The 23,720-nt window shown below is 60.4% G+C and carries 18 protein-coding genes and 1 other RNA gene; 11 read left to right on the top strand and 8 right to left on the bottom strand.

Annotated elements, in window-relative coordinates:
* Positions 1–3: 3 nt before the first annotated feature.
* Genes IPJ76_13945 through IPJ76_13960 form a run of 4 tightly spaced genes read right to left on the bottom strand, consistent with a single transcriptional unit; the run spans position 4 to position 4,767 of the window.
* Positions 4–318, bottom strand: a complete 315-nt coding sequence (locus tag IPJ76_13945; protein QQR85697.1) for a hypothetical protein — start codon at positions 316–318, stop codon at positions 4–6.
* Between the two features lie 10 nt (positions 319–328).
* Positions 329–1,741: a TolC family protein gene (locus tag IPJ76_13950; GenBank protein QQR85698.1), complete on the bottom strand. Its 1,413-nt coding sequence runs from the start codon at positions 1,739–1,741 to the stop codon at positions 329–331.
* Positions 1,738–3,093 (bottom strand): HlyD family efflux transporter periplasmic adaptor subunit, encoded by a 1,356-nt coding sequence (locus IPJ76_13955; protein QQR85699.1) that lies wholly within the window; start codon positions 3,091–3,093, stop codon positions 1,738–1,740. Before IPJ76_13955 ends, IPJ76_13950 begins: the two co-directional genes overlap by 4 nt.
* Positions 3,094–3,096: 3 nt before the next feature.
* Positions 3,097–4,767, bottom strand: a complete 1,671-nt coding sequence (locus IPJ76_13960) for an ATP-binding cassette domain-containing protein (GenBank protein QQR85700.1) — start codon at positions 4,765–4,767, stop codon at positions 3,097–3,099.
* A gap of 90 nt (positions 4,768–4,857) precedes the next feature.
* On the opposite strand from IPJ76_13960, the gene IPJ76_13965 reads away from it, so the two are divergent.
* The 3 genes from IPJ76_13965 to IPJ76_13975 all read left to right on the top strand — a co-directional run bounded on the left by IPJ76_13965 (position 4,858) and on the right by IPJ76_13975 (position 8,380).
* Positions 4,858–5,541, top strand: coding sequence for a TetR/AcrR family transcriptional regulator (locus tag IPJ76_13965; GenBank protein ID QQR85701.1), 684 nt, complete (start codon positions 4,858–4,860; stop codon positions 5,539–5,541).
* 10 nt (positions 5,542–5,551) lie between these two features.
* Positions 5,552–6,406: an SdiA-regulated domain-containing protein gene (locus tag IPJ76_13970; protein QQR85702.1), complete on the top strand. Its 855-nt coding sequence runs from the start codon at positions 5,552–5,554 to the stop codon at positions 6,404–6,406.
* 537 nt (positions 6,407–6,943) lie between these two features.
* The gene (locus IPJ76_13975; GenBank protein ID QQR85703.1) at positions 6,944–8,380 is read left to right on the top strand and encodes a hypothetical protein; all 1,437 of its coding nucleotides are present in this window, start codon (positions 6,944–6,946) and stop codon (positions 8,378–8,380) included.
* Positions 8,381–8,386: 6 nt separating this feature from the next.
* Here IPJ76_13975 and IPJ76_13980 read toward each other — a convergent pair whose 3' ends face one another.
* Positions 8,387–10,891 (bottom strand): LPS-assembly protein LptD, encoded by a 2,505-nt coding sequence (locus IPJ76_13980; GenBank protein QQR85704.1) that lies wholly within the window; start codon positions 10,889–10,891, stop codon positions 8,387–8,389.
* 85 nt (positions 10,892–10,976) lie between these two features.
* On the opposite strand from IPJ76_13980, the gene IPJ76_13985 reads away from it, so the two are divergent.
* From IPJ76_13985 to IPJ76_14010, 6 genes are read left to right on the top strand one after another with little or no spacing between them, the layout of a single operon-like run.
* Positions 10,977–12,398: an N-acetylmuramoyl-L-alanine amidase gene (locus tag IPJ76_13985; protein QQR85705.1), complete on the top strand. Its 1,422-nt coding sequence runs from the start codon at positions 10,977–10,979 to the stop codon at positions 12,396–12,398.
* 2 nt (positions 12,399–12,400) lie between these two features.
* On the top strand, positions 12,401–13,411 hold the full coding sequence (locus IPJ76_13990) for an MCE family protein (GenBank protein ID QQR85706.1): 1,011 nt from the start codon (positions 12,401–12,403) through the stop codon (positions 13,409–13,411).
* Positions 13,411–14,739: a (Fe-S)-binding protein gene (locus IPJ76_13995; GenBank protein ID QQR85707.1), complete on the top strand. Its 1,329-nt coding sequence runs from the start codon at positions 13,411–13,413 to the stop codon at positions 14,737–14,739. The genes IPJ76_13990 and IPJ76_13995 overlap by 1 nt, the downstream gene beginning before the upstream one ends.
* Positions 14,736–15,575 (top strand): hypothetical protein, encoded by an 840-nt coding sequence (locus IPJ76_14000; GenBank protein ID QQR85708.1) that lies wholly within the window; start codon positions 14,736–14,738, stop codon positions 15,573–15,575. Before IPJ76_13995 ends, IPJ76_14000 begins: the two co-directional genes overlap by 4 nt.
* 19 nt (positions 15,576–15,594) lie before the next feature.
* On the top strand, positions 15,595–16,020 hold the full coding sequence (locus tag IPJ76_14005) for a phosphoheptose isomerase (GenBank protein ID QQR85709.1): 426 nt from the start codon (positions 15,595–15,597) through the stop codon (positions 16,018–16,020).
* A 51-nt stretch (positions 16,021–16,071) separates the two neighbouring features.
* Positions 16,072–16,863 carry a (Fe-S)-binding protein gene (locus IPJ76_14010; protein ID QQR85710.1) on the top strand — a complete coding sequence of 264 codons (792 nt, stop codon included), beginning with the start codon at positions 16,072–16,074 and terminating at the stop codon, positions 16,861–16,863.
* Positions 16,864–16,912: 49 nt separating this feature from the next.
* Here the strand turns inward: IPJ76_14010 and IPJ76_14015 are convergent, their stop codons facing one another.
* Both IPJ76_14015 and IPJ76_14020 read right to left on the bottom strand, forming a co-directional pair.
* Positions 16,913–18,463 (bottom strand): hypothetical protein, encoded by a 1,551-nt coding sequence (locus IPJ76_14015; protein ID QQR85711.1) that lies wholly within the window; start codon positions 18,461–18,463, stop codon positions 16,913–16,915.
* 42 nt (positions 18,464–18,505) lie between these two features.
* Complete coding sequence (locus IPJ76_14020; protein ID QQR85712.1) at positions 18,506–21,748, bottom strand: PD40 domain-containing protein; 3,243 nt, start codon at positions 21,746–21,748, stop codon at positions 18,506–18,508.
* Positions 21,749–21,833: 85 nt separating this feature from the next.
* On the opposite strand from IPJ76_14020, the gene IPJ76_14025 reads away from it, so the two are divergent.
* Both IPJ76_14025 and IPJ76_14030 read left to right on the top strand, forming a co-directional pair.
* A complete protein-coding gene (locus IPJ76_14025) occupies positions 21,834–22,331 on the top strand; it encodes an ABC transporter ATPase (protein QQR85713.1) in 498 nt (165 codons plus the stop codon).
* Positions 22,332–22,381: 50 nt separating this feature from the next.
* Positions 22,382–23,170 (top strand): hypothetical protein, encoded by a 789-nt coding sequence (locus IPJ76_14030; GenBank protein ID QQR85714.1) that lies wholly within the window; start codon positions 22,382–22,384, stop codon positions 23,168–23,170.
* Positions 23,171–23,257: 87 nt separating this feature from the next.
* On the opposite strand, the gene ssrA is transcribed toward IPJ76_14030, so the two are convergent.
* Positions 23,258–23,654, bottom strand: a transfer-messenger RNA (tmRNA) gene (ssrA, locus tag IPJ76_14035).
* Between the last annotated feature and the right edge of the window lie 66 nt (positions 23,655–23,720).

A 23,720-nucleotide genomic window follows, 5' to 3' on the forward strand; every position in this document is an offset into this window, starting at 1 on the left:
TGTTCATACTTTGGTTGTCTGTTCCAACAAGGCGCGTTGGGCCACCGGGTCCATGCCGGTGACCGGCACGGCATGCATGCGCACCAAGTCGTTGCCCAGGAGGTCCATGGCTTCCCTCTCGAGGTCGCGGTAAAGGAGCGCCTTGCTCATGCCTTGCAGCAACAATTGGCTGGTGCGCACCAGTTTACCGTCGGTCCATTGGAGTTCCTCGTGGTCCGTGTCGAGGGTCGGAAAGAGCAGCAGGTGCTTTTCCATCAGGTGCGCAGCGAGTTTCTCAGCAGCTGCCACGGAGCGGGTTTGCAGGGTGACGTGGATCATGGTGACATCATTAGCGGTTCCAGGAGCGCCATAACGTTCCCGCCTCGTGCTCCAGTCCGAAGTAGGCTTTGCGTAAACGGGCCTCGAGGTCCACTTGCCTGATGCGCGCATCGATCAACGGCACTTCGCGCGCGTTGACGAGGAAGAGCGAACTCTCCCCGGCGACGAAACGTTGGTTCTCGCCGGAGAGCAGGCGCTCGTTGTTCAGCACCATATCGGAACCGAGGCGCACTTGTGCGGTGAGGACCTCGATGTTGTTGGCGCGTTCGCCGATGCGGTTGCGGATGCGCAATCGATCGCGCTCCAACCCCAAGCCCGCGTCCGTGAGCCGTAGCTTGGCCAGTGTGAGTTCACCGCGTTCCTTGCGCAGGAAGAGCGGCACTTGGAACCCCACGCCGAAACGATGGCCTTGTGCAAGCAGTGGGTAGGTGCCGTCATCGCTGAAGGATGCTCCGTTCCCGAGCCACTGGTACTGCAGGTCGAGCTCGGGTTTGAGGTACTCGCTCCTCAATCTCCGGTCGATCTCCAATTGATCGATCCGCGCGCTGGCCTGCGCCAGCAAGGGGTGGTGGGCCAGCGCATTGGTCATGGCCGTATCCGCCAATTGGAACGAGCCCGGCGATAGCAGGTCGGCGGGTTCGGGCACTACGTTGGGTTGGAGCTCAAGGGGCTGCTGTGCGGCGTTCCACAAGTGGTCGCTCAAACGCAGCCCGGCATTGCGGAACGCCAGCGCGGCCAGCTGTTGGCGCATCTGCCGGTCCTGCACTTGCAGGAAAGCCTCCAACGTGTCGATGGCGGGGCGATCGCCGCCTTGCCAGCTGCCGCGCACGGCGTTGAACCGGAGCTGTGCCAGTTCCAGCGCTTCAACGGCGATGCGTTCGGCGCGGTAGGCCGCCACCCAATCGGTGTGATCGCTGAGGGCTTGCAGCAGCAGGTCGTTGAGCAGTTGCTCTTGTTCGGCCTGCGTGCCGCGTAAATACGCCTGCGACTTTCGCAGCGTGGCGCGGCGCTGATCGATGAGCAGCCCTTGTCCCAAGCTCACTTGGCCGCCCACTTTGAGCAGGCCGTCATCCGGTGTTGAAGACTCCGGGTTCAACAGGTCGCCGTTGTTCTCCTCGTAGCCCGCGAACAGTTCAACGCCGTACCACGTTGGCACTTTCAAACCGGCGTTGAAGAGCTCGAAATACGTTTTGTCGTCGTATCGCTTCTCGTCGTAGTTGGCCACGGCCATCGGGTCGAACGCACCGCGCGCACTGCGCACCGTGGCTTCGCCGAGAGCCGGCCGCAGCGCTGCCTGGCGGGCTATGGGATGGTTCTCCAGCACCAAGCGTACGAAGGCCTCCCGCGTGAGTACGGGCGGCACCTGCGCGACTGCGCCGATGCACGCGCCGACCATCAGGAACATCAGCGCGCAAGCCCTCATGGCATGCTAGGTTTTTCCGGTGTTCCGGCTTTCCCGGTGTACAGGTCCGGCGGGAATCCGTTGATCTGGCGCCATAGCTCGTACCAGATGGGCACGTCGCTCATCAGCGCGAAACCGACGGCACCGCCACCGACACGCAGTGCGTCGGGCCATGGGGCATCGTCCTTGCCAGGGGCCACCAGGATGCGGTACTTGCCATTGGCGCTGATGAAGTTGTCGATGGCCACCACCTCGCCACCGAAGGTGCCGTAGCTGGAGTTCGGCCAACCGCTGAACACCACGCTCGGCCAGCCGTCGAACATGAAGCGCACGTTCTGGCCTTTGTTGATCAACGGCATGTCCATCGGTCGCACATAGAGCTCCACCGCCAGGTCGAAGCGGGCCGGCATCACGGTCACCAGGCCGTCGCCTTCCTTCACGGTTTCCCCCACACCGGTCACCACGGCCTTGGTGATGTAGCCCGCTTGCGGTGCGGTGACGTAATAGTTGCCTGCGCGAACGGTGTAGTTGGCGAGGTCCACCTGCATCTTGCTCACTTCGGCCTCGGTGGTGTACATCTGGCTCATGCTCGCGAACTTTTCACTCTCGGCCTTGCTCAGCTTGTCACGGTAGTCGTTGCGGATGCCATTGATCTCCAATTGCGCGTTCAACAGCTCGTTGCGGGCATCGAGCATCCTGTTGCGCGCGTCGATGAGGGAAGCGTTGGCCTTCTGTTGTACCACCTGCCTGCGCTCGAGCTCCACCTTGCTGATGAGGCCTTCCTGGAACTGTTGCAGGCCGCGGGCCAATTGATCGTCCGCCACCTTGATCTCCGCTTCGGCCGCCACCACGCGGATGCTGTCGCTCTGTAGCTCTAAGCCCGCCTGCTGGATCTTGTTCCGGGCCTGTTCCAATTTGATGCGGAGCCCGCCGGTCAGTGCGTCGATCTGTGCATCCAGCGCGTGCACTTTCTCCTCGTAGCTCCTCCCGGTGAGTTCCTTGGCGGTGATCTGTTCCTGTGTGCGGTCCAACAGTTTGGGGTCGAAATACTCGGGCTTCACCTCGCTGAGGCGAAGGATGGTATCGCCCTTTTGCACGAGCTGCCCTTCCTGCACGAACCATTCCTCCAAACGGCCGGGGATGATGGCATGGATGGTTTGCGGGCGTTGATCGGGCGACAAGCTGGTGACGGTTCCCCGGGCCCGGATGTTCTGGGTCCAGGGGAGGAACAGCGCAACGATGGCCACCACGGCGATGATCTTCACCCACACGGCGAAGAGGCCGCTGGCCCGGGCAACACCGATGGTGCGGAACGAACGGAAGCTCGTGCGCGTAAGCGCGGGCGCGGGGCTGTTGGGGCTCAGGTCAAGCATGGCTCAAGCCGTTGTGAGTTGGCCATCGCGCAGCACCACGGTGCGCGCACAGCGTTGTTGCAACCATGGGTCGTTGCTCACGGCCAGCAATGTCCATGGCCGTTCGGGTGCGCTGATCCATCCGAGCAGCTGTTCCCGGTCGCGGGTGTCCCAGTTCTGCAGACTGTCCTCCAACAGGATCAACCGCGGCGAACCGGCGATGGCCCGCGCCTGGATGATGCGCTTCACAAGGCTTTTCGGCAGGCGCGATCCCTGCGGGTCGAGCTTGGTGAGCAGTCCCTCGGGGAACTGTGCGAGCTGGTCGAACAGTCCCGTCACGCGGCAGGCCTCCATCGTGTCCTGCTCCGATACCCAGGCGCGGCCCACGACGATGTTCTCCAGCACGGTCCCCGCGAACAGTTCCTCCTCGTTCAGGCTGTCGCCGATCACCGACCGCACCACGTCCAGGTCGAGACTGTTCATCGGGTGCCCGTCCAGCTGCACCGTTCCCTGATGTGGGGCCATGGCGCCGCCCAGGATGCGCAACAAGGTGGTCTTGCCGGCCCCGTTCGGACCGCAGAGGCAGACCTTTTCGCCCGGCGCCAGGTAAAGGTCAACCCCCTGCAGCACGGGCCTGCCGTGGAAGTGGGAGCGGAAGCCCAGGCCGGTGATGCGCAAATCGAGCCCCCGTGACGGGTCGCGGTCCAAGGTCTTCAGGCCTTCCTCGCGCTCCAATGGCAGGTCGGTCACGCTTCCCACCTTTTCGAGGGCGGTGAGCACGTCGTACACCGTTTCGATGCGCAGGATGATCTTCTCCACTGCGTTCATGAGCAACAGGATCACGATCTCGGCAGCCACGAACTGGCCGATGTTCATCTGTTCGTTCATCACCAGCATGCCGCCCAAGGCGAGCAAGCTCAGGGTCACCACCACCTTGAAAGCGACCATGGCCCCGTACTGCCCGAGGAGCACACGGAAGTGCGCCTTGCGCGCCGTCACGTACCCGTCAACCAGCTTGTCGGTGCGCTCCAGCGGAAGGTTGGTCTCACCGATCAGCTTGAACGTGCCCATACTGCGGCCGAGCTCTTCGAGCCAATGGGCCACGGCGTACTTGTAGTTGCTCTCGGTGATGCTGGTGGAAAGCCCTTTCCGGCCCGTGAAGCGGAAAATGAAGTACAGCAGGAGCACCAAGAGTGCACCGAACGCAATGAAGAACGGGTGGTATAGTGCCAGGAGCACCAAACAAAGGACGATCTGCAGGGCCGCCAGGGGAACCTCGAGCAAGAGCTTGCTCAGTCCCTTCTGGATGGACACCGTGTCGAAGAACCGGTTCACCAATTCGGGCAGGTACTTGCCGCTCACCGCCTCGGCCTTGATGCGCGGAATGCGGTAGGCGAATTCGAAGGCGCTCCGTGCGAACAGCCGCTGCTGGATGTTCTCGGCCAAGGCCAGCTGCATCACCTGCAAAGCCCCGGTGAACCCCACGCCGATGGTGACAAAGGCGATCAGGACCCCCCAGCTGGTGGCCACCTGCCCGCCACTGATGAGGTTGATGATGGCCTGGATGCCCAGTGGAACGCTCAGGCTGATCGCACCGCCCACCAGTGCGTACAGGTAGATATGGCCGATCTCCCGCTTGTCCACGCGGAGCAACCGCGCCAAGCGCTGCCAGGGTGTGATGTTGTTGATGGCCATCGGGGTGCAATTATAGTAATGCTAAACAAGAATGATGTTATACAATAACAAACTATTGCAGTACTACCTTCGCCGCGCTGCTCCATCACCATGCCCCGCTACCTCATCGAGCCCGACCCCGGTCTGGCCCTGCGCGATACCGCCAGCCCCATCGGCTCCCGCATCCTCACCGAGGGCCTGGACCTGATGATCGAACTGGGATTGGAAGCCTTCACCTTCAAGAAACTGGCCGAGCGCATCGGCAGCACCGAGGTGACCGTGTACCACTACTTCGCCAACAAGCAACGGCTGCTGCAGTACTACTTCCAGGCGTACTGGCTCTGGTTGGCCACGCATTGCCGCCAGGAAGGAAAGTCCCTTGCCGATCCCATGGAGCGCTTGCGCGGCGACATCAAGGCCATGTGCGGTATCTGGCCGTCCGATGCACGGGCAGGGCAGTTCGACCCCGCACGGTTGCGGGAACTCGTGATCAACGAGGGCTCCAAGTCGTTCATGCACAAGAACGTGGACTCGGACAACGAGCTGAAGCTGTTCAAGCCGTACAAAGACCTGTGCGCGCACATCGCCGGGGAGGTGAAGGCCTGTTCGCCGCGGCTCAAGCACGCACGTTCCTTCGCCACCACGCTCGTCGAAATGGCGCACTCGCTCGAGTTCGCCATGGCCCATTTGCCGGCCCTCACGGAACTCAGTGCCAAACGCGATCGCAAGCACCTCGCTCTGTTCATGGTGGACATGGCCGAGCGTTATCTGCAGGAACGGCGTGCCGCACGCTGATCTTTGCACCATGCGCCTTCTTTTCCTCGCTGCTCTGCCGTTCTTGGCCGCAGCACCGTTGCGCCACGATCTCAAGCACCCCGTTGCGCGGTTCGACCTGCCTGCGCAGCTCACGGAAGTCAGCGGCCTTACCGATGTCGATGCCAACACGGTGGCCTGCCTTCAGGACGAGGAAGCGGCGATCTACTTCATCGATCTTACCAACGGTTTGATCAAAGCCCGCTACGTTTTCGGCGCGCCCGGCGACATGGAAGGGCTCACGCGCGTGGGCACGGGCTTCTTCGCTTTGCGCAGCGATGGATTGGTGTACCGTGTAGAGCGCGTGCAGGACAAGTTCGCCGCCGTGGACAGCTACCATCTCCACTTGAAGGAGCACAACATCGAAGGGCTCGGTTACGACGACAAGAACGACCTCGTTCTCATCACCCCAAAGGATTTCCAGAAAGGCGAACCCGCGTTGCGTGAACGGCGGCTCGTGTTCGCTTTCAACCCTAGGTCGAAGCAAGTGCTGCCCGAGCCGGTGCTCAGCTTCACACTATCGGACATTGAAGCAGGCGCGCGCGCAAAGGGCATCGATCTACCTGTGCGCACCACCCCCAAGGGCCGCGCCGTTAGCGCGCTGAAACTGCGCATGGCCAGCATCGCGGTGGATCCCATCAGCGACCACTACTTCATCCTCAGCGCAGCGGATCAGTTGCTACTTGAGCTTGATCGCCAAGGCCGATTCGTTGATCTGCATCAGTTGGATGCTGCGTTGCTGCCCAAGCCAGAGGGCATCACCTTTTTGCCGGGCGGCGACATGCTCATCAGCACCGAAGGCAAGGGAACGCCGCCCAGGTTGGTGCGCTACGCGGCGAAGGGGTAGATCGGAAATGCAGTTCACCTTGGTTCCGTGTATCGCGCACAGGAGGCCTGCGGGATGTGGGCAAGGCTGCACCGCGTTCTTTCAATGATCGGCATCACCCGGTTGATCGCACATTACATTCGGCTTTCCTAAGCCCCCACTACCGTGAACACTTTAACCTCTCTCTCTCTCTAGGCTTGCTGCACTGATGGCCTTGGTTGTGGCCATGGCGTTGCCTGCCACGGCGCAGATCGATTTCACCAACGATACGGGTTGCCCGATATGGGTAAAGGTGACGTATCGGATCGGCCCCAACTGTCCGGGCTCGACGCCTGAAATGACAGACTGCGTTTCTGTACCGGCCAATAGTCCGGCGCAATCGAACATTCCGCCGGGCCATATATTTCGTGGACTTGAGATATACTGCAGTTCAGGCTGCAATTCCTCTGTGGTTGGTCTCATTTCAAGCTGCACTGGTGGCTCCACCACGTTCACATGCTGCTCAACGACCTTCACCTTCGAAGGAGATGTTGCTGGTGGGTTCAGGATCTACTGATCATGCGGTACTTGAAGTTGCTCCCCCTCAATGTGTTGTTGCTCGCGTCCATGCCAACGCATGGGCAATCCCGCAATGATCACTGGTTCTTGATGCGCGATGTATGGATGGACTTCAGCTCAGGTGGTCCGACGAACCAAGGAGGACTTGCGTCTCAGCCCGGCTATGCCGCCTCGCTCGCTTCACCGGCCGGAGCGCTGCTGTTGTACACCCCAGGGGACACGGTCTACAATGCATCTCAAGAGCCGGTAATAGGTACCGATGATGATATATTGGCTGACGGGGCTCAGGGCGCTCTCATGCTGCCTTGGCCGAACGACTCATCCAGAGTTGCTGTATTCGCTGTCAAGGGTAGTGCTGGTGGGTTAGGGGCCTACACGTTTTTCTTCGACGTTGACCTGACGATGAACGGGGGCGCTGGTGGCACCAACTACCCGCAAGCCATCGATTTCATGGAGCCCCCTGCATTGCCAGGGGGGAAGATGACCGGTATACCGCACGCCAACGGCACCGATTATTGGGTGCTGGTGCATGAGCGCGATACGGATGGCTACCACGCCTATCATCTCGACCCGTCCGGACTGGATACCGTGCCGGTGATCTCCAATACCGGAGCGGTGCATGGCCCCAGCTACGATCGCGGGTGCATGGTGGCATCGTACGATGGAAGCCTTCTGGCGATGACAGCCTATGTGGTCAGTGACACAAGTCTGGTGGATATCCTTTCGTTCAACGATGCCACAGGCGAGGTGAGCGCGATCTGCTCATTGCCGGGTTTGCAGTTCGCGCAAGGCGTCGAGTTTTCCCCTGGCGGCACCAAGCTCTACGTTACCGACCAGTTCTACACGGGCTTCAGCATCATGCAGCAACTCTGGCAATACGATCTGTCCTCCCTGGACTGTGCTGGCATCCGCAACAGCAAAACGTTGATCCGCGAGGACAGCAGTCTATATGGGAACATTTCCGCGTTGAAAGTCCTCGCCCAAGGCCCCGATGGCAAGATCTACTACCGGCACTTCTGGAAGCATAACTACCTGGGGGTGGTGAACGACCCGGACGAAAGCGGTGTTGCGTGCAACTACGTACAGGACGGATACCTCACCCTGAACGATACGTTGCTGAGCATCACCAACCAGTGTAAACGCTACCACGACAGCGAAATGCCATGGACCTTGGGCGTGCGCGAAGAGCCCGGCCCCGAGCGCGCGCAGGTGTGGCCCGTGCCCATGCGCACCGAAGGCTGGCTGCGACTTGCCCCGGGCCACGTGTTCGATGCGCTGCTGTGGACCGATGCCATGGGCCGCACCGTGCGGCGCACCACCACCACACCGGTGAACGGCCTTGCGCTGCAACCCGAAGGCCTCGCCCCGGGCGTGTACACCCTGCGCGCCCTGCGCCAAGGTGTTGTGATAGGCGTTGGTTCGGTGGTGAAGGAGTAGCCTAGCTCAATACAACAGTTCCCCGTCGTTCCTGATCGGCCAGGTGCGGTCGTATTTCATGTCCTTCAGGATGCTCGCCTTCACGTTGATGCGGAAGCCGAAGCTCTGGCGGATGCCGATGGGCACTACGTTGAAGTTGAACTCCCAGCAGTGCAGGTCCCAATACAGGTTGAGGCTGGTGGGCGTCCATTCACCGGCGGTGATGTCGTAGCCGCTCTGCGCGCCCAGCTTCCAGTACTTGAAGACGGTGATGTCGCCGTTGAAGAGCACGCTCTGGCGATCGGTCTCGGTGTAGGTGCCCTGCTTCCACGCGCGGCCGATGTCGTACGTGTAGTTGACGGCCAATCGCCACGGCATGCTGAAGTCGATGCGTGCGCCCTTGCTCGGGTCGCTCTCGCCCACTATGCTCGGTGAACCACCGCCGCCGTATCGTTTGCTCTTCAGCTCGAAGCCCACGGCCGCGCTGGCGCTGGTGAGGCGCGCGAGGCTGCCGTAAAGCTCCTTGTGGCTCTTGTCGAAGCGCGTGCCGTTGGTGTCCACCGCGTAAGGGTCGAAAACGGCGCTCGCGTTCACGTTGATGAGGTTGAAGAAGCTGGTGCGCAGTTGCGTGCTGAAGGGGCTCCAATTGATGGAGTCCTTCATCAGGTCGTAGCCCGTGCCGATGCCGAGGAAGTCGAGCAACTTGATCTTCTTCGTGGCGTCGTTGCTGCCGTCGGCGGCGGGTATCGTGTCGCGCGCACTGCGCTGCACTTTGGCTTCCAGGTTCTGCTGCAGGCTCATGGTCACCAGCCCACTGGCGCCGTCGGCCGGTGCGCCGTAGATGCCGATGCTGAACGGGTTGTAGATCCCCTGCGCGCCGTTCTCGCCAAAGGGTCCAACAACAGCTGTGCTCTGATCGGGCCGGTAGCTGAGGCCCACGGTAGGCGTGATGACGTGGCGGATGGCCTTCACCTTGCCACCGCGGAAGTTGTACTGCCCGTAAAGTTTGCTGGTCACATCGGTGCGAGCGTTCCACTCGAAGGCATTGGCGAAGCCCGGCACAGTGTCGATGAGCACCGTGTCGAGATCGGCGATGTAGGTGCGGCGCTGCGTCTCGAAATACATGCGGTCCACGGCGTTCAGCGCTGGGTTGATGGTGAAGAACTTCGTCTTGAAACTAGTGCTGGCACCGGCGGTGTGGCGGATGCCGTTGCGGAAGTCGCCCACCAGCCGGTTCATGTTGCTGAAGCTCAACTGGTCCTCCGTGGTACGCAGCTGGTTGTCGAAGTTCATGGCATAGGTGACGCCGATGCGCTCGTACCAGCGCTCCTCGCCAATGGCATCGGCGGGTCGCAGCAGGATGCCGGGGAACACGCGTTGCAGGTTGAAGTTGATGCTGGGCAGGGTGATGTTGAACTCGCGGGTGAGCGTGTTCTGGTTGTGCGTGGCGTTCACGCTTGCGGTGAAGGGCCGACCGGGCCACAAGCGCGTCCACCCCAAGTTGCTCTGGAAGGTGTTGCTCAGGTAGTCGGTCTGGCTGCTGTTGAGGTTGTTGGTGAAGCTGTTGCTGCTACCGAGGTTCAACTGCGCGTTGAAGCGGTTGCGCAGGCTGGCGCGGCTGTCCACGGTGTGCGTCCAGCGCAGGAAATAGGTGCGGTCGCGGCTGAACGTGGTGAACTCCGGATCTCCGTTGAGCTTGGTGTTGTGCGTAAGGTCCAGCGTGCCGCCGTAGCGGTAGCGCTGTTTGTAGCGCAGTACGCCGCGCGCGCCCCAACTGCCCCGGGTGTAGATGTCACCGGTGAGCTGCAGATCGGCCTTGGCGCCGAGGGGCGTGTACACGCCACCGTTCAGGAAGAAGTAGCCGAAGGCATCGCTGTAGCCATAGGAGGGAAGCAGGATGCCGGTGGTGCCGCGCGGTTTGTTGGGCACCAGCGCGAACGGGATGGCGATGGGCGTGGGCACAGGACCAATGCGCATGTAGGCCGGCCCCACAATGATCTTGTCCTCGGGGATCACCATCATCTTGCTCACACGGAAGCCGTAGTGCGGTTTCTCGCGGTCGCAGGTGGTGAGCATGCCACCGCGGCTGTGCACTTCCTTGTTCGCGTGCAGCTTGCTGCGCTTGCTGCCCACGTAGGCTTCTTCCTCCTTGGTGCGCGCCTCGCGGATGTATCCGCGCTGCGTGCGGAAGTTGTACCGAAGGCTATCGGCCCGAACGGTATTGCTCCCTTGGGTAAAGCGCGGAAGACCGGCAATGGCGGCCGTGTCCCGCGGGCCGCTGGGCATGGTATCCGGGAAGGCCTGCACCGTTTCCTGTTGGAAGTCGTAGATGATGCGGTCGGCTTCCAGCGTTATGTCATCGTACTTCACGGTGGCCTTGCCGTAGAGGTACACCCGCATGGCCTGCAGGTCGTACCGGATGCTGTCCACCGCGCTGTACCGCACCTCGTGGTCGAGGCCGCCCGCTTGGGCGGTGTCGGCAACGGCGGTGCTGTCGCGGCCTGCCGTTTGTCCATGTACCGGTGCGCTCACCAGCGTCCACGCTAACAGGAACGTGATGAAAAGTGCAGGGAACCCACGCCGATCGTCGGAAACAGCCCGGGTAGCTTCGCGCCCGTTGGAAAAGAAAGCTGGGACTGTGGGCATCAACGGCGCGAAAAGTAAGTGGCACCTGGCGGGCGGGCTTTCCCGTGCGTTGTGGCGGGCTTCATCTCAAGGGGGTTACGCCGCGTATGCCATCCTGAACGGGCTGCTGCTGCATCGTGCGGTGCCCCCCAACGGCAGCGCGTTACCACGGCTCGCACTGCCCAAGGTCTTTGCTCGTGTGGCGTCACTGCGAGGAGGGACGACGAAGCAGTCCAGCCGCACGCTGAACTGCATCCTCTTCGCCCTGGCCACCTCAACCGCCATGCCGCAAGCGGACCACGGGATGAACGACCCGACGAAAGTCGACGTGGTGGTCATCGACCCTGGCCACGGCGGCAAGGACCCGGGCAACATCGGCACCGGCCGTTACAAGACCACCGAGAAGCACGTGGCCCTCAACGTGAGCAAGCTGGTGGGGAAATACATCCAGGATGCCTACCCGGACGTGAAGGTGATCTATACCCGCGAGGACGACCGCTTCATCGAGCTCAAGGAGCGCTGCGAGATCGCCAACCGGGCCAAAGCCGATGTCTTCATCAGCATCCACTGCAACGCCAACGATAACCACGACCCGCACGGCACCGAGACCTTCGTGATGGGCCTGCACAAGACCGAGGCGAACCTGAAGACCGCGCAGCGCGAGAACAGCGCCATCCTGATGGAGGCCGATCATGAGCTGAAGTACGAAGGCTTCGACCCGAAAGACCCGGAAAGCGTGATAGGCCTGAGCATAAGGCAGAATGCCCACCTCATGCAAAGCACCAAGTTCGCCGATCTGATCGAAACACAATTCAAGGAGCGCGTGGGCCGGAATGCCAGAGGTGTAAAGCAAGCCGGCTTCATCGTCATCAGCTACACCACCATGCCTGCCGTGCTGGTGGAACTTGGCTTCCTCACCAACGACAAGGAGGAGGACTTCCTGCAAGGCGACCAAGGACAGGAGTACATGGCCAGCGCCATTTACCGGGCGTTCAAGGAATACAAGGCCACCATCGAAGGTACCGACGTGGCCATGGAGCCGGTCGTGAAACCCGACACCACGACGGCCCCGGTCAATAAGGAGGGCGAAAAGGAGGACAAGCCGGAGCCGGTGGCCACGAAGACCGACGAAAGTGGTGTGCGCTTCAAGGTGCAGATCGCCGTGAGCAAGAAGAAGATCAAATGCGAGCCGAAGAACTTCAATGGCTTGGAAGGCGTGCGGGAGTATGAAGGCGGCGGCATGTACAAGTACGTGTACGGCAATGAGCGCACGCCCGAGGGCGCCACGAAACTGAAGGAACTCTGCCGCGAGAAGGGCTATGAAGGCGCATTCATAGTGGCGTTCCAGGACGGCGCCCGGATCGAACTGGAGAAGGCCCTTACTTTGGCCAAACAGTTGGCCCAGACCCGTTGAGGATGAAGAAGGAGTACAGCATCGCCATCACCGTCATCGTGGGAGTGGCGCTGCTGGTGTTCGGTTACAACTACCTGAAGGGGCGAGACCTTTTCCAGAAGGAGAACATCTACCACGGCGTGTTCGACAATGCCGGTGGGGTGGCAGCGGCCACACCGCTCATGCTCAATGGCTACAAGGTGGGGCAGGTACTACGGAGCAAGCTGCTCTACGACGGCACCAACCGCGTGGTGATGACCTTCCAGATCAACGAGGACGAACTGAAGATCCCGAAGGACAGCCGCATCCAGATCGTCAGTGACCTACTTAGCACGGGTACACAGCTTGTGCTCGGCACGAGTGCTGAATTGGCCGTACGCGGCGATACCCTTGTGGGCCTCACATCGCCCAGCCTTACGGCCTCGCTCGGGGCGCAGATCGATCCCATCAAGCAAAAGGCCGAAGCGATGCTCGGGAGCGTGGACAGCGTGATCACCGCGTTCCAGCTCATCCTCAACCCCAGCACCATCGCGAACATCGATTCGAGCTTCATCAGCATCCGCGAAACACTGCACAACCTGTCCGATGCGAGCAAGCGTTTGGACGCGCTGATCGCTGCTGAGAGCGCCACATTGGACATCACGTTGAAGAACTTGGCGTCGGTGACCGGCAACCTGGAACAGAACAACGACGAACTGAGCCGCATCTTCAGCAACCTCGATTCGTTGAGCGGCGCCCTTGCGGACGGCCGCGTGGATACCGTGCTGCAAGGCATCAGCGAAGCCGCCAGCAGCCTGAAGGGCGTGATGAACGGCATTGAGCAAGGCCAAGGAACGCTCGGTCAACTGGCCAAGAACGATAGTCTCTACAACAACCTCAACTCCTCCATGGCCGAGCTTGATCTGCTTTTGGAGGACCTCCGTGTGAACCCGAACCGTTATGTGACGATCTTCGGCAAGAAGGACCGCCTGCCCAAGCTGAGCGAGGCAGACATCAAGCGGATCCAGGAGGCGTACGAGAAACAGAAGAAGTGATGGTCAGCAGCATCGTTTTCATCGTGCTGCTCGTTGGTGCGAGCTGGCTGTTCGCGCGCAACTTCATGCGCATCCGCCGTAACATCCTGCTTGGCCGCGATGTCGTGATCAACGACCGCAAGGGCGAGCGCTGGGCGCTGATGACGCGCGTGGCTTTGGGCCAGAGCAAGATGGTGGTGCGTCCGGTGGCCGGCATCCTGCACATCATCGTATACGCGGGCTTCGTCATCATCAACATCGAGGTGCTGGAGATCATCATCGACGGCATCTTCGGCACGCACCGGGTGCTCAGCTTCCTAGGCGGCTTCTACGACTTCCTCATCGGCAGCTTCGAGTGGCTCGCGCTGGGTGTGTGGGTGGCCTGTGCCATCTTTCTCGTGCGCCGCAACGTCATCAAGTTGAAGCGCTTCGTGATGATGGAACTGGACGGCTGGCCGCGCACCGATGCCAATCTCATCCTCGGCACCGAGATCGCACTGATGACGGCCTTCCTGCTGATGAACGCCGCGGACCTCACCTTGCAGCAACATGCTGTGGACCATTACATCGAGGCCGGTTCTTTTCCGGTCAGCCGATGGATCGCCGAGTGGTTGTCCTTCCCGTCCATGGTGTCGGGTACGCTCATCGCCATCGAACGCATCTGCTGGTGGTTCCACATCATCGGCATCCTTGCGTTCCTCAACTACCTCGTCGTCAGCAAGCACCTGCACATTCTGCTGGCTTTCCCCAACGTGTGGTACAGCAGCTTGAAGCCGAAGACGGAGATGGTGAACATGGAACGCATCACCGGCGAGGTGAAGAGCATGCTCGACCCGAGTGTTCAGCCCCCGGTGCCAGCAGCACGCACCGTGGCCGGTGTTGAGATGCAGGAGCGATTCGGCGCGAAGGACGTCTTCGACCTGTCGTGGAAACAGCTGATGGACGGCATGACCTGCACCGAGTGCGGGCGCTGCAGCAGCGTGTGCCCGGCGAACCTCACAGGTAAGTTGCTGAGCCCGCGCAAGATCATGATGGACACGCGCGACCGTCTGGAAGAAGTCGGAAAGGTGATCGATGCGAAAGGGAAATGGGAGGAGGACGGCAAGAGCCTGCACAGCCGCATCAGCGAAGAGGAGCTGTGGGCCTGCACCACCTGCAATGCGTGCACGGAGGCGTGCCCGGTGAACATCGACCCGGTGGGCATCATCGTGGACATGCGCCGCTACCTGGTGATGGAGGAAAGCAAGACGCGGCCCGCGCTGGCGAACATGCTCACGAACGTGGAGAACAACGGCGCACCTTGGCAGATGGCGCAGGCGGATAGGATGAAATGGGCGGATCCAACATGACCCAACACATCTTTCTTGCTGGTTGGGAAGTGCGTCTCAATGGCGATGCACAGTGTGAGGCATTTATCCGGACCCAATCTGTAGCGAAAGATGTGGCTGAAGTGCTTTCGAGCGCCACCGAGCTGATCTTCGAGGAAGGTGTGCTGATTGCAGCCTACACCCTTGAGGAGGGCGAAAGATCAGAGCGGATTCTGCGAATGGATGAGAAAGGACTTCCATGGGTGAATGTCAGTCCGAACAAGTCTCTTGTTTTTGAAGGAGGAGGTCCTCATCTGCTTGGCGGAGTCTGGCCTGAGTCGTTGAAAGTACCTAAGGTGGATTGTGCTACCTCTTTTCAATATGTGGGGTGCATCAAAAGGACTGAGCCAGCTTTCGGATGGCTCCCACATGACCTGCACCTTGTCTGTCCCATATACCTCGCCTTTGACCGGCTGCTAATGGACTATGTGGATCCGCTGGGGCCAGTTGTGTACAACACTAACGAGATCGCAGAGGCTGAAAGTTCGTTTGACGAAGTCGGCCCGGACAGCCTCATTGAGTTCCATGGTCGCTCCTTCAACTTCATTGAGTCGATAGAGCGCATTGGGCAAGGCTTTGCAGGGTTTCCTGCCTGGATCCAGTACCCGTCGATACCTCGCTGCCCCAAAACTGGAAATGTCATGCGCTTTGTTTGTCAGTTGAGTGGGGGTGCAGTGGTGGCCCGGAGCAATATCGTCCCATCTGATGACTACAACGCGACGTGCTTCGAGGATCTTAATTTCTGGGAGGACGGGGATCTCTACGTCTTCTTTGAGCCGAGTTCCAAGATGGCCTGTTACATCATTCAGAACACGTGAGGCCCTTACTTTGGAGTCAATGAAAAAGCCTGCCCTTATCGAGACCACTGAGAACGGCAAGCGCGTGAGCCCGAAGCTGCCGCCGGGGATGAAGAACTTCCTTATCGACATTGACGGCACCATCTGCGACGACATCCCCAACGAGGAGCCGTGGCGCATGGCCGATGCTGCGGTCTTCCCTGAGGCGCTGGAGAAGCTGAACAAGTGGTACGACGAAGGACACATCATCACCATCTTCACCAGCCGCACCGAGGAACACCGTGAAGTGACCGAGGCATGGTTGAAGAAACACGGCTTCAAGTACCACGGCATGCTGATGGGCAAACCGCGCGGGGGCAACTACCATTGGATCGACGACCGCGAAGTGCGCGCTACACGCTACGAAGGGCATTTCACCGATCTGGTGGAACGAAGCGCCACCGTGCAGGTATTTGATGAACACTGATCAATAGCACCCGTACCGTCGACCCATTGGGTCGAAACACGACACCACAGAATGACCGACCCGATCCGCGTCCCCACCATGGCCGAGATGCTGGCCAGCGGCGAAACACCGGAAGTGCTGTTCTGGGTGGGCTGTGCCGGTTCGTTCGACGACCGCGCCAAGAAGATCACCAAAGCCTTCGTGCGCATCCTCAACGCGGCGAAAGTCAAGTATGCGGTGCTGGGAACGGAGGAGAGCTGCACGGGCGATCCCGCGCGCCGCGCCGGCAACGAGTTCGTGTTCCAGATGCAGGCGCAGAACAACATCATGGTGATGAACGGCTATGGCGTGAAGCGTATCGTCACCGCCTGCCCGCACTGCTTCAACACGCTGAAGAACGAGTACCCTGCTTTGGGTGGCAGCTACGAGGTGCTGCACCACACGCAGTTCATCAACGCATTGATGAAGGAAGGCCGCATCAAGGTGGAAGGCGGCAGCTTCAAAGGCAAGCGCATCACCTTCCACGATCCCTGCTACCTCGGCCGCGGCAACGGCGAGTACGAAGCACCGCGCGAGGTGCTACTGAAGCTGGACGCTGCCTTGGTGGAGCTGAAGCGCAGCAAGCAGAACGGACTGTGCTGCGGAGCGGGCGGCGCGCAGATGTTCAAGGAAGCCGAGCCCGGCAAGAAGGAGGTGAACATCGAACGCAGCGAAGAAGCGCTGGCCGCATCACCCAACGTGATAGCAGCAGGCTGCCCGTTCTGCAACACCATGCTCACCGACGGCGTGAAGCATTTCAACAAGGAAGGGGAGGTGGTGGTGAAGGACGTGGCGGAGCTGATCGCGGAGGCTGGGGAGTTGTGATCGAACAACCATTTGCTGTTCGGCCACCGGAGTTCGTTCGGCCGGCTTATCAGCGCGTTACGATGCAGCGGGCATGCTCAAGCGATGAACCTGAACTGATCGTTACGAAGTATGCCCCGCTTTTCACGAATGCGGGAAGTTGGACCCGCACGGAGCTTGATCGGCCGTTGGTTTGGTCGTTGTGTGTATGAACGACGTGACCGGAAGCATCAGTGAAAGTGAACGTCGTCCGTCCGGTATGCGCATGAAGCCCGTGGAACTCCACGACATCCGTGGCAGGGCAGGGCACAGCACGAACAGCTTCTGCGGAACGTTCCGGTGGCGCTACGCCCGTAATCAGATTGTTGAAGTACTTCGCCACTGCCACATCAGTGTGCGCTGAGGTGGCTGCCCAACCACCAAGAACAACGCCCCCATCAGGAGCTAGGGCCATGTCCCAAGGTACTTCGAGGCTCACGCACATGTCCGTGGCTACGTAGCCCCCGCCTGCGAAGGATGGATCGAAAGAGCCATCGCCCAAGAACCGCGAAAGCGTGAACATGGCAACAGGGGATGCGCCTTGCTGGTAGAAACCTGAGACCAAGAAGGAAGTATCCGGCAATGCCAGTACCTCGGTGAACTGACCGAAATCGGGCAGCGTGTACGGGATCGACTGGACACCGCCATTGCCGAAGTCCGTATCGACACTACCGTCCGGCCAGAGCATGACGAGCTGCGGGGTATCGCCTTGTGCCAACTGCGCCGCGGAATATCCGCACGCGACGATGCGACCATCGCTCATTTCGGATATACCCACGGCGCGTTCCCCACCACTGGCGAACAGGTCGATGGTGACGATACCACCAGCTCCGAACCCCGGGTCGAATGCACCAACGCTGTCCAGCCGGGCGATGAGCCAGTCGGAACCGAGCATACCAGCGACTATGGTGCTTCCTGTGGCATCCATAGCCAGGCTGACCCCTTGGGAAGTCGGGAGGCCGAACTCTGCAACACCGCCGATCCCGTATGTCATATCGGGGCCGCCATCAGGGAGCAACCTGGCACAAACAGAACCCGATGCCCCGTTGCCAACGCAGATGATGCGATCATCGGCCAGTACCTGCATATCGAGGATGTCCTGATCGTCGGATCCCTGGTCGAAGTCCCAAGCAACAATGCCCGATTGCCCGAACGTGCTGTCCAATGCGCCTTGTCCAGTGAGGCCCCAAAGAGCGGCATTGTGATCGCCAAGGCTATCCAGCGTTGCGCCTGACACTACAACCCTGCCCGTGCTCTGAATGACGATCGCGCTAGCGACTTGGTCCAGTCCAGGAACGGTTAGGATCACCGTTCCGGCAACGCCCCATGTGCTGTCCGGCGTTCCGTCGCTCAGCAATCGATGGACAAGGACGGCTTGGTCGTCCGCGTCACCAACCATACCTGCACCGATGATCTTACCGTCGTCCTGGACAGTGATCGCCCATAGTTCATCGAACCACGGATCCAGGTCAGCGGTGTACATCCCATCACCGCTGAAGGAAGGGTCTAGGGTACCAGCCTGGCCGTGCACTTCCGCAGCTGCGGCCATAAGGCCAATTGTGATGAATATGAAAACCCTCATGATCCTATCAACGCCACGCAACCGGTGCCGCAGATCAAGCCGTCACTGCCCTAGCAACACCTTCACCGCGGCCTCGAGCTGCTGATCGCGCCCTTGGCTGACGATGCCGGGTTCCAACGGTTGCTTCACATCCGGTTCCAGCTGCTGGTTCTCCAGGTAGTTGCCGTTGTTGTCCACCATGCCCACCATGGGGATGCCGAACCACATGCCGTTCTGCAGGCCCTCCCACCACACGGCGGTGCCGGTGCCGGGCACGGGCATGCCCACCAGCTTGCCAATGCCGAGCGCGCGGTAGGTTACAGGGAACATGTGCGCATCGCTGTAGTTGCTCTCGCTCATCACCACGCAGCTCTTCTTCTGGTACTTGAAGTGCGGTTCGGTGCCGAGCTTCTGGCCGCGGGGTAGGAAGGTCATGTAGGTCTTCCCGCCGAGGAAGGTCGCGAGGTCGTCGTGCAGCCAACCGCCGCCGTTGAAGCGCGTGTCCACCACCAGTCCCTCCTTGTTGTGGTAGCGGCCGAGGGCTTCCTCGTACACCGTGCGGAAGCTCTCATCGTTCATGCCCTGCACATGCACGTAGCCGAGCTTGCCGCCGCTCAGGCTGTCCACCAGATGTCGGCAGCGCTCCACCCAACGCTGGTAGAGCAGTTCCCAATCGGCGCCTTCGGGCAGGGGCTTCACGCTTTCCTCCCAGCGCGTGTTGGTCTTCGGATCGAACACGCTAAGCAGCATCGGCTTGTTGCCTTTGCGGTTGAAGAGCTTTGCGGGGTCCATTTCGGCGGTGATCTCCACGCCGTCGATCTTTTCGATCACGTGGCCGGCTTTCACCTTGGTGCCTTGCTTGATCAACGGGCTCTTCGGCATGATCTCCACGATGCGCAGGCCCGGACCGGCCTCGTTGGCATAGTAGCAGCCGAGCGACGCGGTCTCGTCGCCGTTCTGCGGTTGGTAGCCGAAGCCCGCTCCCGTGTGCGAGGCATTGAGCTCCCCGAGCATCTCACTGCACAGCTCGGCCATATCGAAGTTGTTGTTGATGTAAGGCAGGTAGCGCTGGTACTCGGCCTTGTACTTGTCCCAGTCCACGCCCTGCATGTCCACGCGGTAGAATTTCTTCTTCACCTGTCGCCAGATGTGCTCGAAGAGGTAGGCGCGCTCGGCGGTCTCGTTCAGCAGCATTTCGCCGTTGATGCCGATGCCCTTGTTCTCGTTCTTCTCCGTGTCGTACTTGCTCACCGAGCCGTTGCTGATGTAGAAGAGCACCTTCTTGTCCTTGTCCCAATCCAGTCCACCGGCCCAGCCGTCGCCCATCTTGTTCAGGATCTTCGTTTCGCGCGTGCGGATCTCGTATTGCCACAGGTCCGTGCCCTTCTCGAAGGCGGCCAGGTAGTAGAGCTTTTCGCCGTCTTTGCTCAACAACGCGCCGCTCAGTGCACTGCTGTTGGGCGTCAAGCGCACGCGGCGGTCCTCGATGCCCGCGAGATCGATCTTGATGGGTTCGACCTTTTTGTCTTTCTCCTCTTCCTTTTTCTTGTCGTCCTTGCCCTTCTTGTCCTTCTCCTTGTCGTCCTTCTTCTCTTCGCCATCCTCTTTCTTGTCCTCGTCTTCTTTCGCCAACGCGGCTTCTTCCTTCGTCATCTTGAACTTGTCGTAGGCCTCCTGCGTGAGGAAGATGGCGTAGGCATCACTCTCGCCGCCCCAGCTCGCGTGGTTCTTCTGGCCGTCGCGGTCGCTCATGTACACGATCGCTTTGCCATCCATGGCCCAGCGCGGTGCGTAACCGCCGTAGCCGCTCTTCGTCAGGTCCACGATGTCCTTGCCACCTTCTGCGCTCACCAGGCCCACCTGCCCGATCCACTGCTCGTCGTGCAGGAAGTTCACCACGAACCACTTGCTGTCCGGGCTCCACTCGTACCACTGGTCGCCATCGCTGTAGCTGTAGTTCTTGTTGCCGGGCACGATGGTGCGCGTCTGCTTCGATGCGATGTTCAGCACCTTCAGCGTGGTGCGCTCTTCGAGGTAGGCGACTTCCTTGCCGTCGGGTGAGTAGAATGCCTGGAATTCTTCAGCCGGCGTGGTGAGCAGCGCCTCTTCCTTCAGCACGGTGGCATTGAAGAAGTACTTCTCCTCCTTGCGCGTGAGGCTGGTGGTGTACAGGTCCCAGCTGCCGTTGCGCTCGGTGGAGTAGAGGATGCTCCGGCCATCGGGGCTGAAGCTGGCGGTGCGCTCCTGCTCCGGTGTGTTGGTGATGCGCCGTGTGGTGCCTTCGGCCACGGAGCTCACGAACACTTCGCCACGGTGCACGAAGACGATCTCCTTGCCATTGGGGCTCACGTTGTATTCGTCCGCGTTGTTCACGTTGATCGTTCGCTCGGGCAGGTAGCGGCCATCGGTGTTGATGCGGATAGTGACCTTCTTCGGTTCGCTGCCGTCGGTCATCGTGTACAGCTCGCCTCGGTAACTGAAGCACAGCACACCACCATCGCTAATGCTGAGGTAACGCACCGGGTGATCGGTGAAGCGGCTCACCTGCGTGCTCGCGCCACCGGCGGCCGGCATCTTGTGTACGTTGTAGCTGCCCTTCTCTTCGGTGAGGTAGTAGAGTGTGTTGCCATCCTTGGTCCAGACGGGATTGCGATCCTCACCGGAGAACGTCGTGAGCTGCTTGTACTCCTTGGTCGCGGGATTGAAGGTCCAGATGTCGCGTGTGACCGAAGAGGTGTGGTGCTTGCGGAAGTTGTCCTCGTAGCCTTTGCGGTCGTGATAAGCGATGAGCGTGCCGGCCGGGTTGTAGCGCGCGTTCTGCATGGCGATGGTGCTCAACTGCATCGGGCGACCGCCTCTCGCTGGCACCGTGTAGAGTTCACCCAGACCGCCCACGGGGAACTGCTGGTTCTTCACATCGTCCTGTCGCGTGCCGTAGAAGATCACCTGGCTGTTGTCGGCGGAGAAGTCCGCGGCCGTTTCATGGTTTCCGTGGAAGGTGAGCCGCACAGGCGAACCGCCTGTGCTCGGCATAACGAACACATCGTAGTTGCCGTGGCGGTTGCTGGTGAAGGCGATCTGGCTGCCATCGTGGCTCCACACAGGTCCGAGGTCGTAGGCTTCGTTGGTCGTCAGCGCAACAGCTTCGCCCCCAGCGGTCGGCACGCGCCAGATGTCACCTTGGTAGCAGAAGGCGATGGTCTGCCCATCGGGACTGAGGGCGGCGTTGCGCAGCCAGAGCGGGCCCTCCTGCGCTTGGGTGGTGAACGAAAACAAGGCGGCAAGCGCGGCGAAGCTGGTCTTCATAGGTGTATGCAGATGGGCCGCCAAACTATCCGTCCCCCTGCGCCGATGGTCACGGGGCGAACGGTTCTGTGCCAACCTTTGCAAAATGGAACCAGCCACGACGCCCCGTACGATCGACACGATGCCTTCCCATGCGCGCGTTTGGGTGTACAAGAGCGCGAGGCCTTTCACGCCTGAACAACGCCGGGCCATCCTGGAGCGTGGTGCGGCGTTCACCGCTGGCTGGGCCGCGCACGGTGCGGCCCTTGACGCCTGCGTGGATGTGCTGCACGGCCATTTCGTTGTTATCGCCGTGGATGAGCAGCAGGCCATGGCCAGTGGGTGCAGCATCGACAAAAGCGTGCGGCTTGTTCAGCAGTTCGAGCATGAGCTCGGTTTGAACCTCACCGACCGTATGGTGGTGCTGTACGAGGTCGACGATTCCATTGGAACATGCCGTGTGCAGGAGGTGGAACGGCTCATCCGGGCCGGAGAACTGTCCGCATCCACTATCGTTTTCGATGATCTCGTCGCCAACGTTGGTGATCTACGCAACCGCTTCCGAGCCCCGTTGTCTTCAACTTGGATGGCGCGTTACTTGTGAACCGGACACTAGAGGACGTCTATTTTCGTTCTCGCCCAAATCAGTATTGCATGAAAAACAGCTTTCTCCGTCTCTTGGCCATGCTCTCCATCGTAGCGCTGCCTTTCATGGCATCTGCACAAAGTACCTTGGAGGATGTTGTGTACCTCAAGAACGGCAGCGTCATCCACGGTACGATCGTGGAGCAGGTGCCCAACGTGAGCATCAAGATCAAGACCGCCGATGGCAATCTTTTCGTGTTCCGCATCGAGGAAGTGGAGAAGATCACGAAGGAGGAAAAGGTCGGGGCGAATGCTCCGAAGGAGCGGGGCGTTCGGCACGCACGCGGTGGTTTCGGTCCCGAGGAGATGAAGCAACGCGGCTACAGTGCAACAGCTGAACTGGTCACCGCGATCGGCTACAACGATTTCCCCGATAAGTCCTCGTTCGGCATGCAGGTCATCAACGGCTACCAGGTGAATCCCTACTTCAACGCAGGGGTAGGCGTGGGGCTGAATCAGCACTTTTCGGGCGCAGCTTTCATGCCGGTGTTCCTCGACTTGCGCGGCACGTTCCTGCGCCAGCGCGTGTCCCCGTTCGTCGGGCTTGCCGGTGGATGGGCCGTGGCGCTCAACGTGAACGATGCCGAACCGGATGAGGGTGGGCTGTACCTCAACCCCGCCTTCGGAGTGCGGTTTTTCGTCAGCAGGAAGACGTCGCTCAACCTCAGCGTTGGGCTCCGCTATCAGGAGGGAACTGGGTACGAGCGGGAGTGGGACATCATTCAAGGCAACTATGTGGAGCGGAACGAGCGCATCCATCGCAACGCTTTCACGCTGCGTTTCGGCGTTACGTTCTGAGCTGATCAGCGGTGTCATCTGTCCGCCGCTCTTTCGTAGGCGCGCCGGGTGAGAACACGAAAGCCCCGGCAACGCCGGGGCTTTCACTTGTGGAGCCGGAGGGATTCGAACCCTCGTCCAAACGACCGCAAGGGCTGCTTTCTACATGCTTATCCGTCTTGTTGGTTTTAGATCCACGCCTGGGAAGGGGCACCCCAGCATGGACTTAGGTCCTGTTTCTCACCAATGCTCCGGACCACCGCATTGGCCAGTCTTCCAAGCTGATACCCCTATGCCGGCTCGTGGATGACGGATCGTTCCGAGGGGTACTCGTCCACGCTACTGTACTTCACGTGGATAAAGCTTCATAGCCTGAGGCTATTAGGCAGCGAGAGCGTAGCTGTTGTCGCCTGTTATGGCGTGATGTTCGTTTTGAAGAGCCGTACATCACCGCTCTGCATGCTTACAACCATTACGAAGCCGCTGTCGAAACCATGTCGGCCCCATGAGGAAAGAACGTGGCACAAATGTAGGACCGTCGCGGGATGGTGCTTCTACATTCGCCGCCTCT

The organism is Flavobacteriales bacterium (assembly GCA_016699575.1).
Classification (GTDB): Bacteria; Bacteroidota; Bacteroidia; order Flavobacteriales_F; family PHOS-HE28; genus PHOS-HE28.

Excerpts from the sequence above, each read along its gene's own strand:
- IPJ76_14015 (QQR85711.1), bottom strand. The coding sequence starts at position 18,463 with ATGAGGGTTTTCATATTCATCACAATTGGCCTTATGGCCGCAGCTGCG.
- IPJ76_13950 (QQR85698.1), bottom strand. The coding sequence starts at position 1,741 with ATGAGGGCTTGCGCGCTGATGTTCCTGATGGTCGGCGCGTGCATCGGC.
- IPJ76_13995 (QQR85707.1), top strand. The coding sequence starts at position 13,411 with ATGGTCAGCAGCATCGTTTTCATCGTGCTGCTCGTTGGTGCGAGCTGG.
- IPJ76_14030 (QQR85714.1), top strand. The coding sequence starts at position 22,382 with ATGAAAAACAGCTTTCTCCGTCTCTTGGCCATGCTCTCCATCGTAGCG.
- IPJ76_13990 (QQR85706.1), top strand. The coding sequence starts at position 12,401 with ATGAAGAAGGAGTACAGCATCGCCATCACCGTCATCGTGGGAGTGGCG.
- IPJ76_14025 (QQR85713.1), top strand. The coding sequence starts at position 21,834 with ATGGAACCAGCCACGACGCCCCGTACGATCGACACGATGCCTTCCCAT.
- IPJ76_14005 (QQR85709.1), top strand. The coding sequence starts at position 15,595 with ATGAAAAAGCCTGCCCTTATCGAGACCACTGAGAACGGCAAGCGCGTG.
- IPJ76_13970 (QQR85702.1), top strand. The coding sequence starts at position 5,552 with ATGCGCCTTCTTTTCCTCGCTGCTCTGCCGTTCTTGGCCGCAGCACCG.
- IPJ76_13975 (QQR85703.1), top strand. The coding sequence starts at position 6,944 with ATGCGGTACTTGAAGTTGCTCCCCCTCAATGTGTTGTTGCTCGCGTCC.
- IPJ76_14020 (QQR85712.1), bottom strand. The coding sequence starts at position 21,748 with ATGAAGACCAGCTTCGCCGCGCTTGCCGCCTTGTTTTCGTTCACCACC.
- IPJ76_13955 (QQR85699.1), bottom strand. The coding sequence starts at position 3,093 with ATGCTTGACCTGAGCCCCAACAGCCCCGCGCCCGCGCTTACGCGCACG.
- IPJ76_13965 (QQR85701.1), top strand. The coding sequence starts at position 4,858 with ATGCCCCGCTACCTCATCGAGCCCGACCCCGGTCTGGCCCTGCGCGAT.
- IPJ76_14000 (QQR85708.1), top strand. The coding sequence starts at position 14,736 with ATGACCCAACACATCTTTCTTGCTGGTTGGGAAGTGCGTCTCAATGGC.
- IPJ76_13945 (QQR85697.1), bottom strand. The coding sequence starts at position 318 with ATGATCCACGTCACCCTGCAAACCCGCTCCGTGGCAGCTGCTGAGAAA.
- IPJ76_13960 (QQR85700.1), bottom strand. The coding sequence starts at position 4,767 with ATGGCCATCAACAACATCACACCCTGGCAGCGCTTGGCGCGGTTGCTC.
- IPJ76_14010 (QQR85710.1), top strand. The coding sequence starts at position 16,072 with ATGACCGACCCGATCCGCGTCCCCACCATGGCCGAGATGCTGGCCAGC.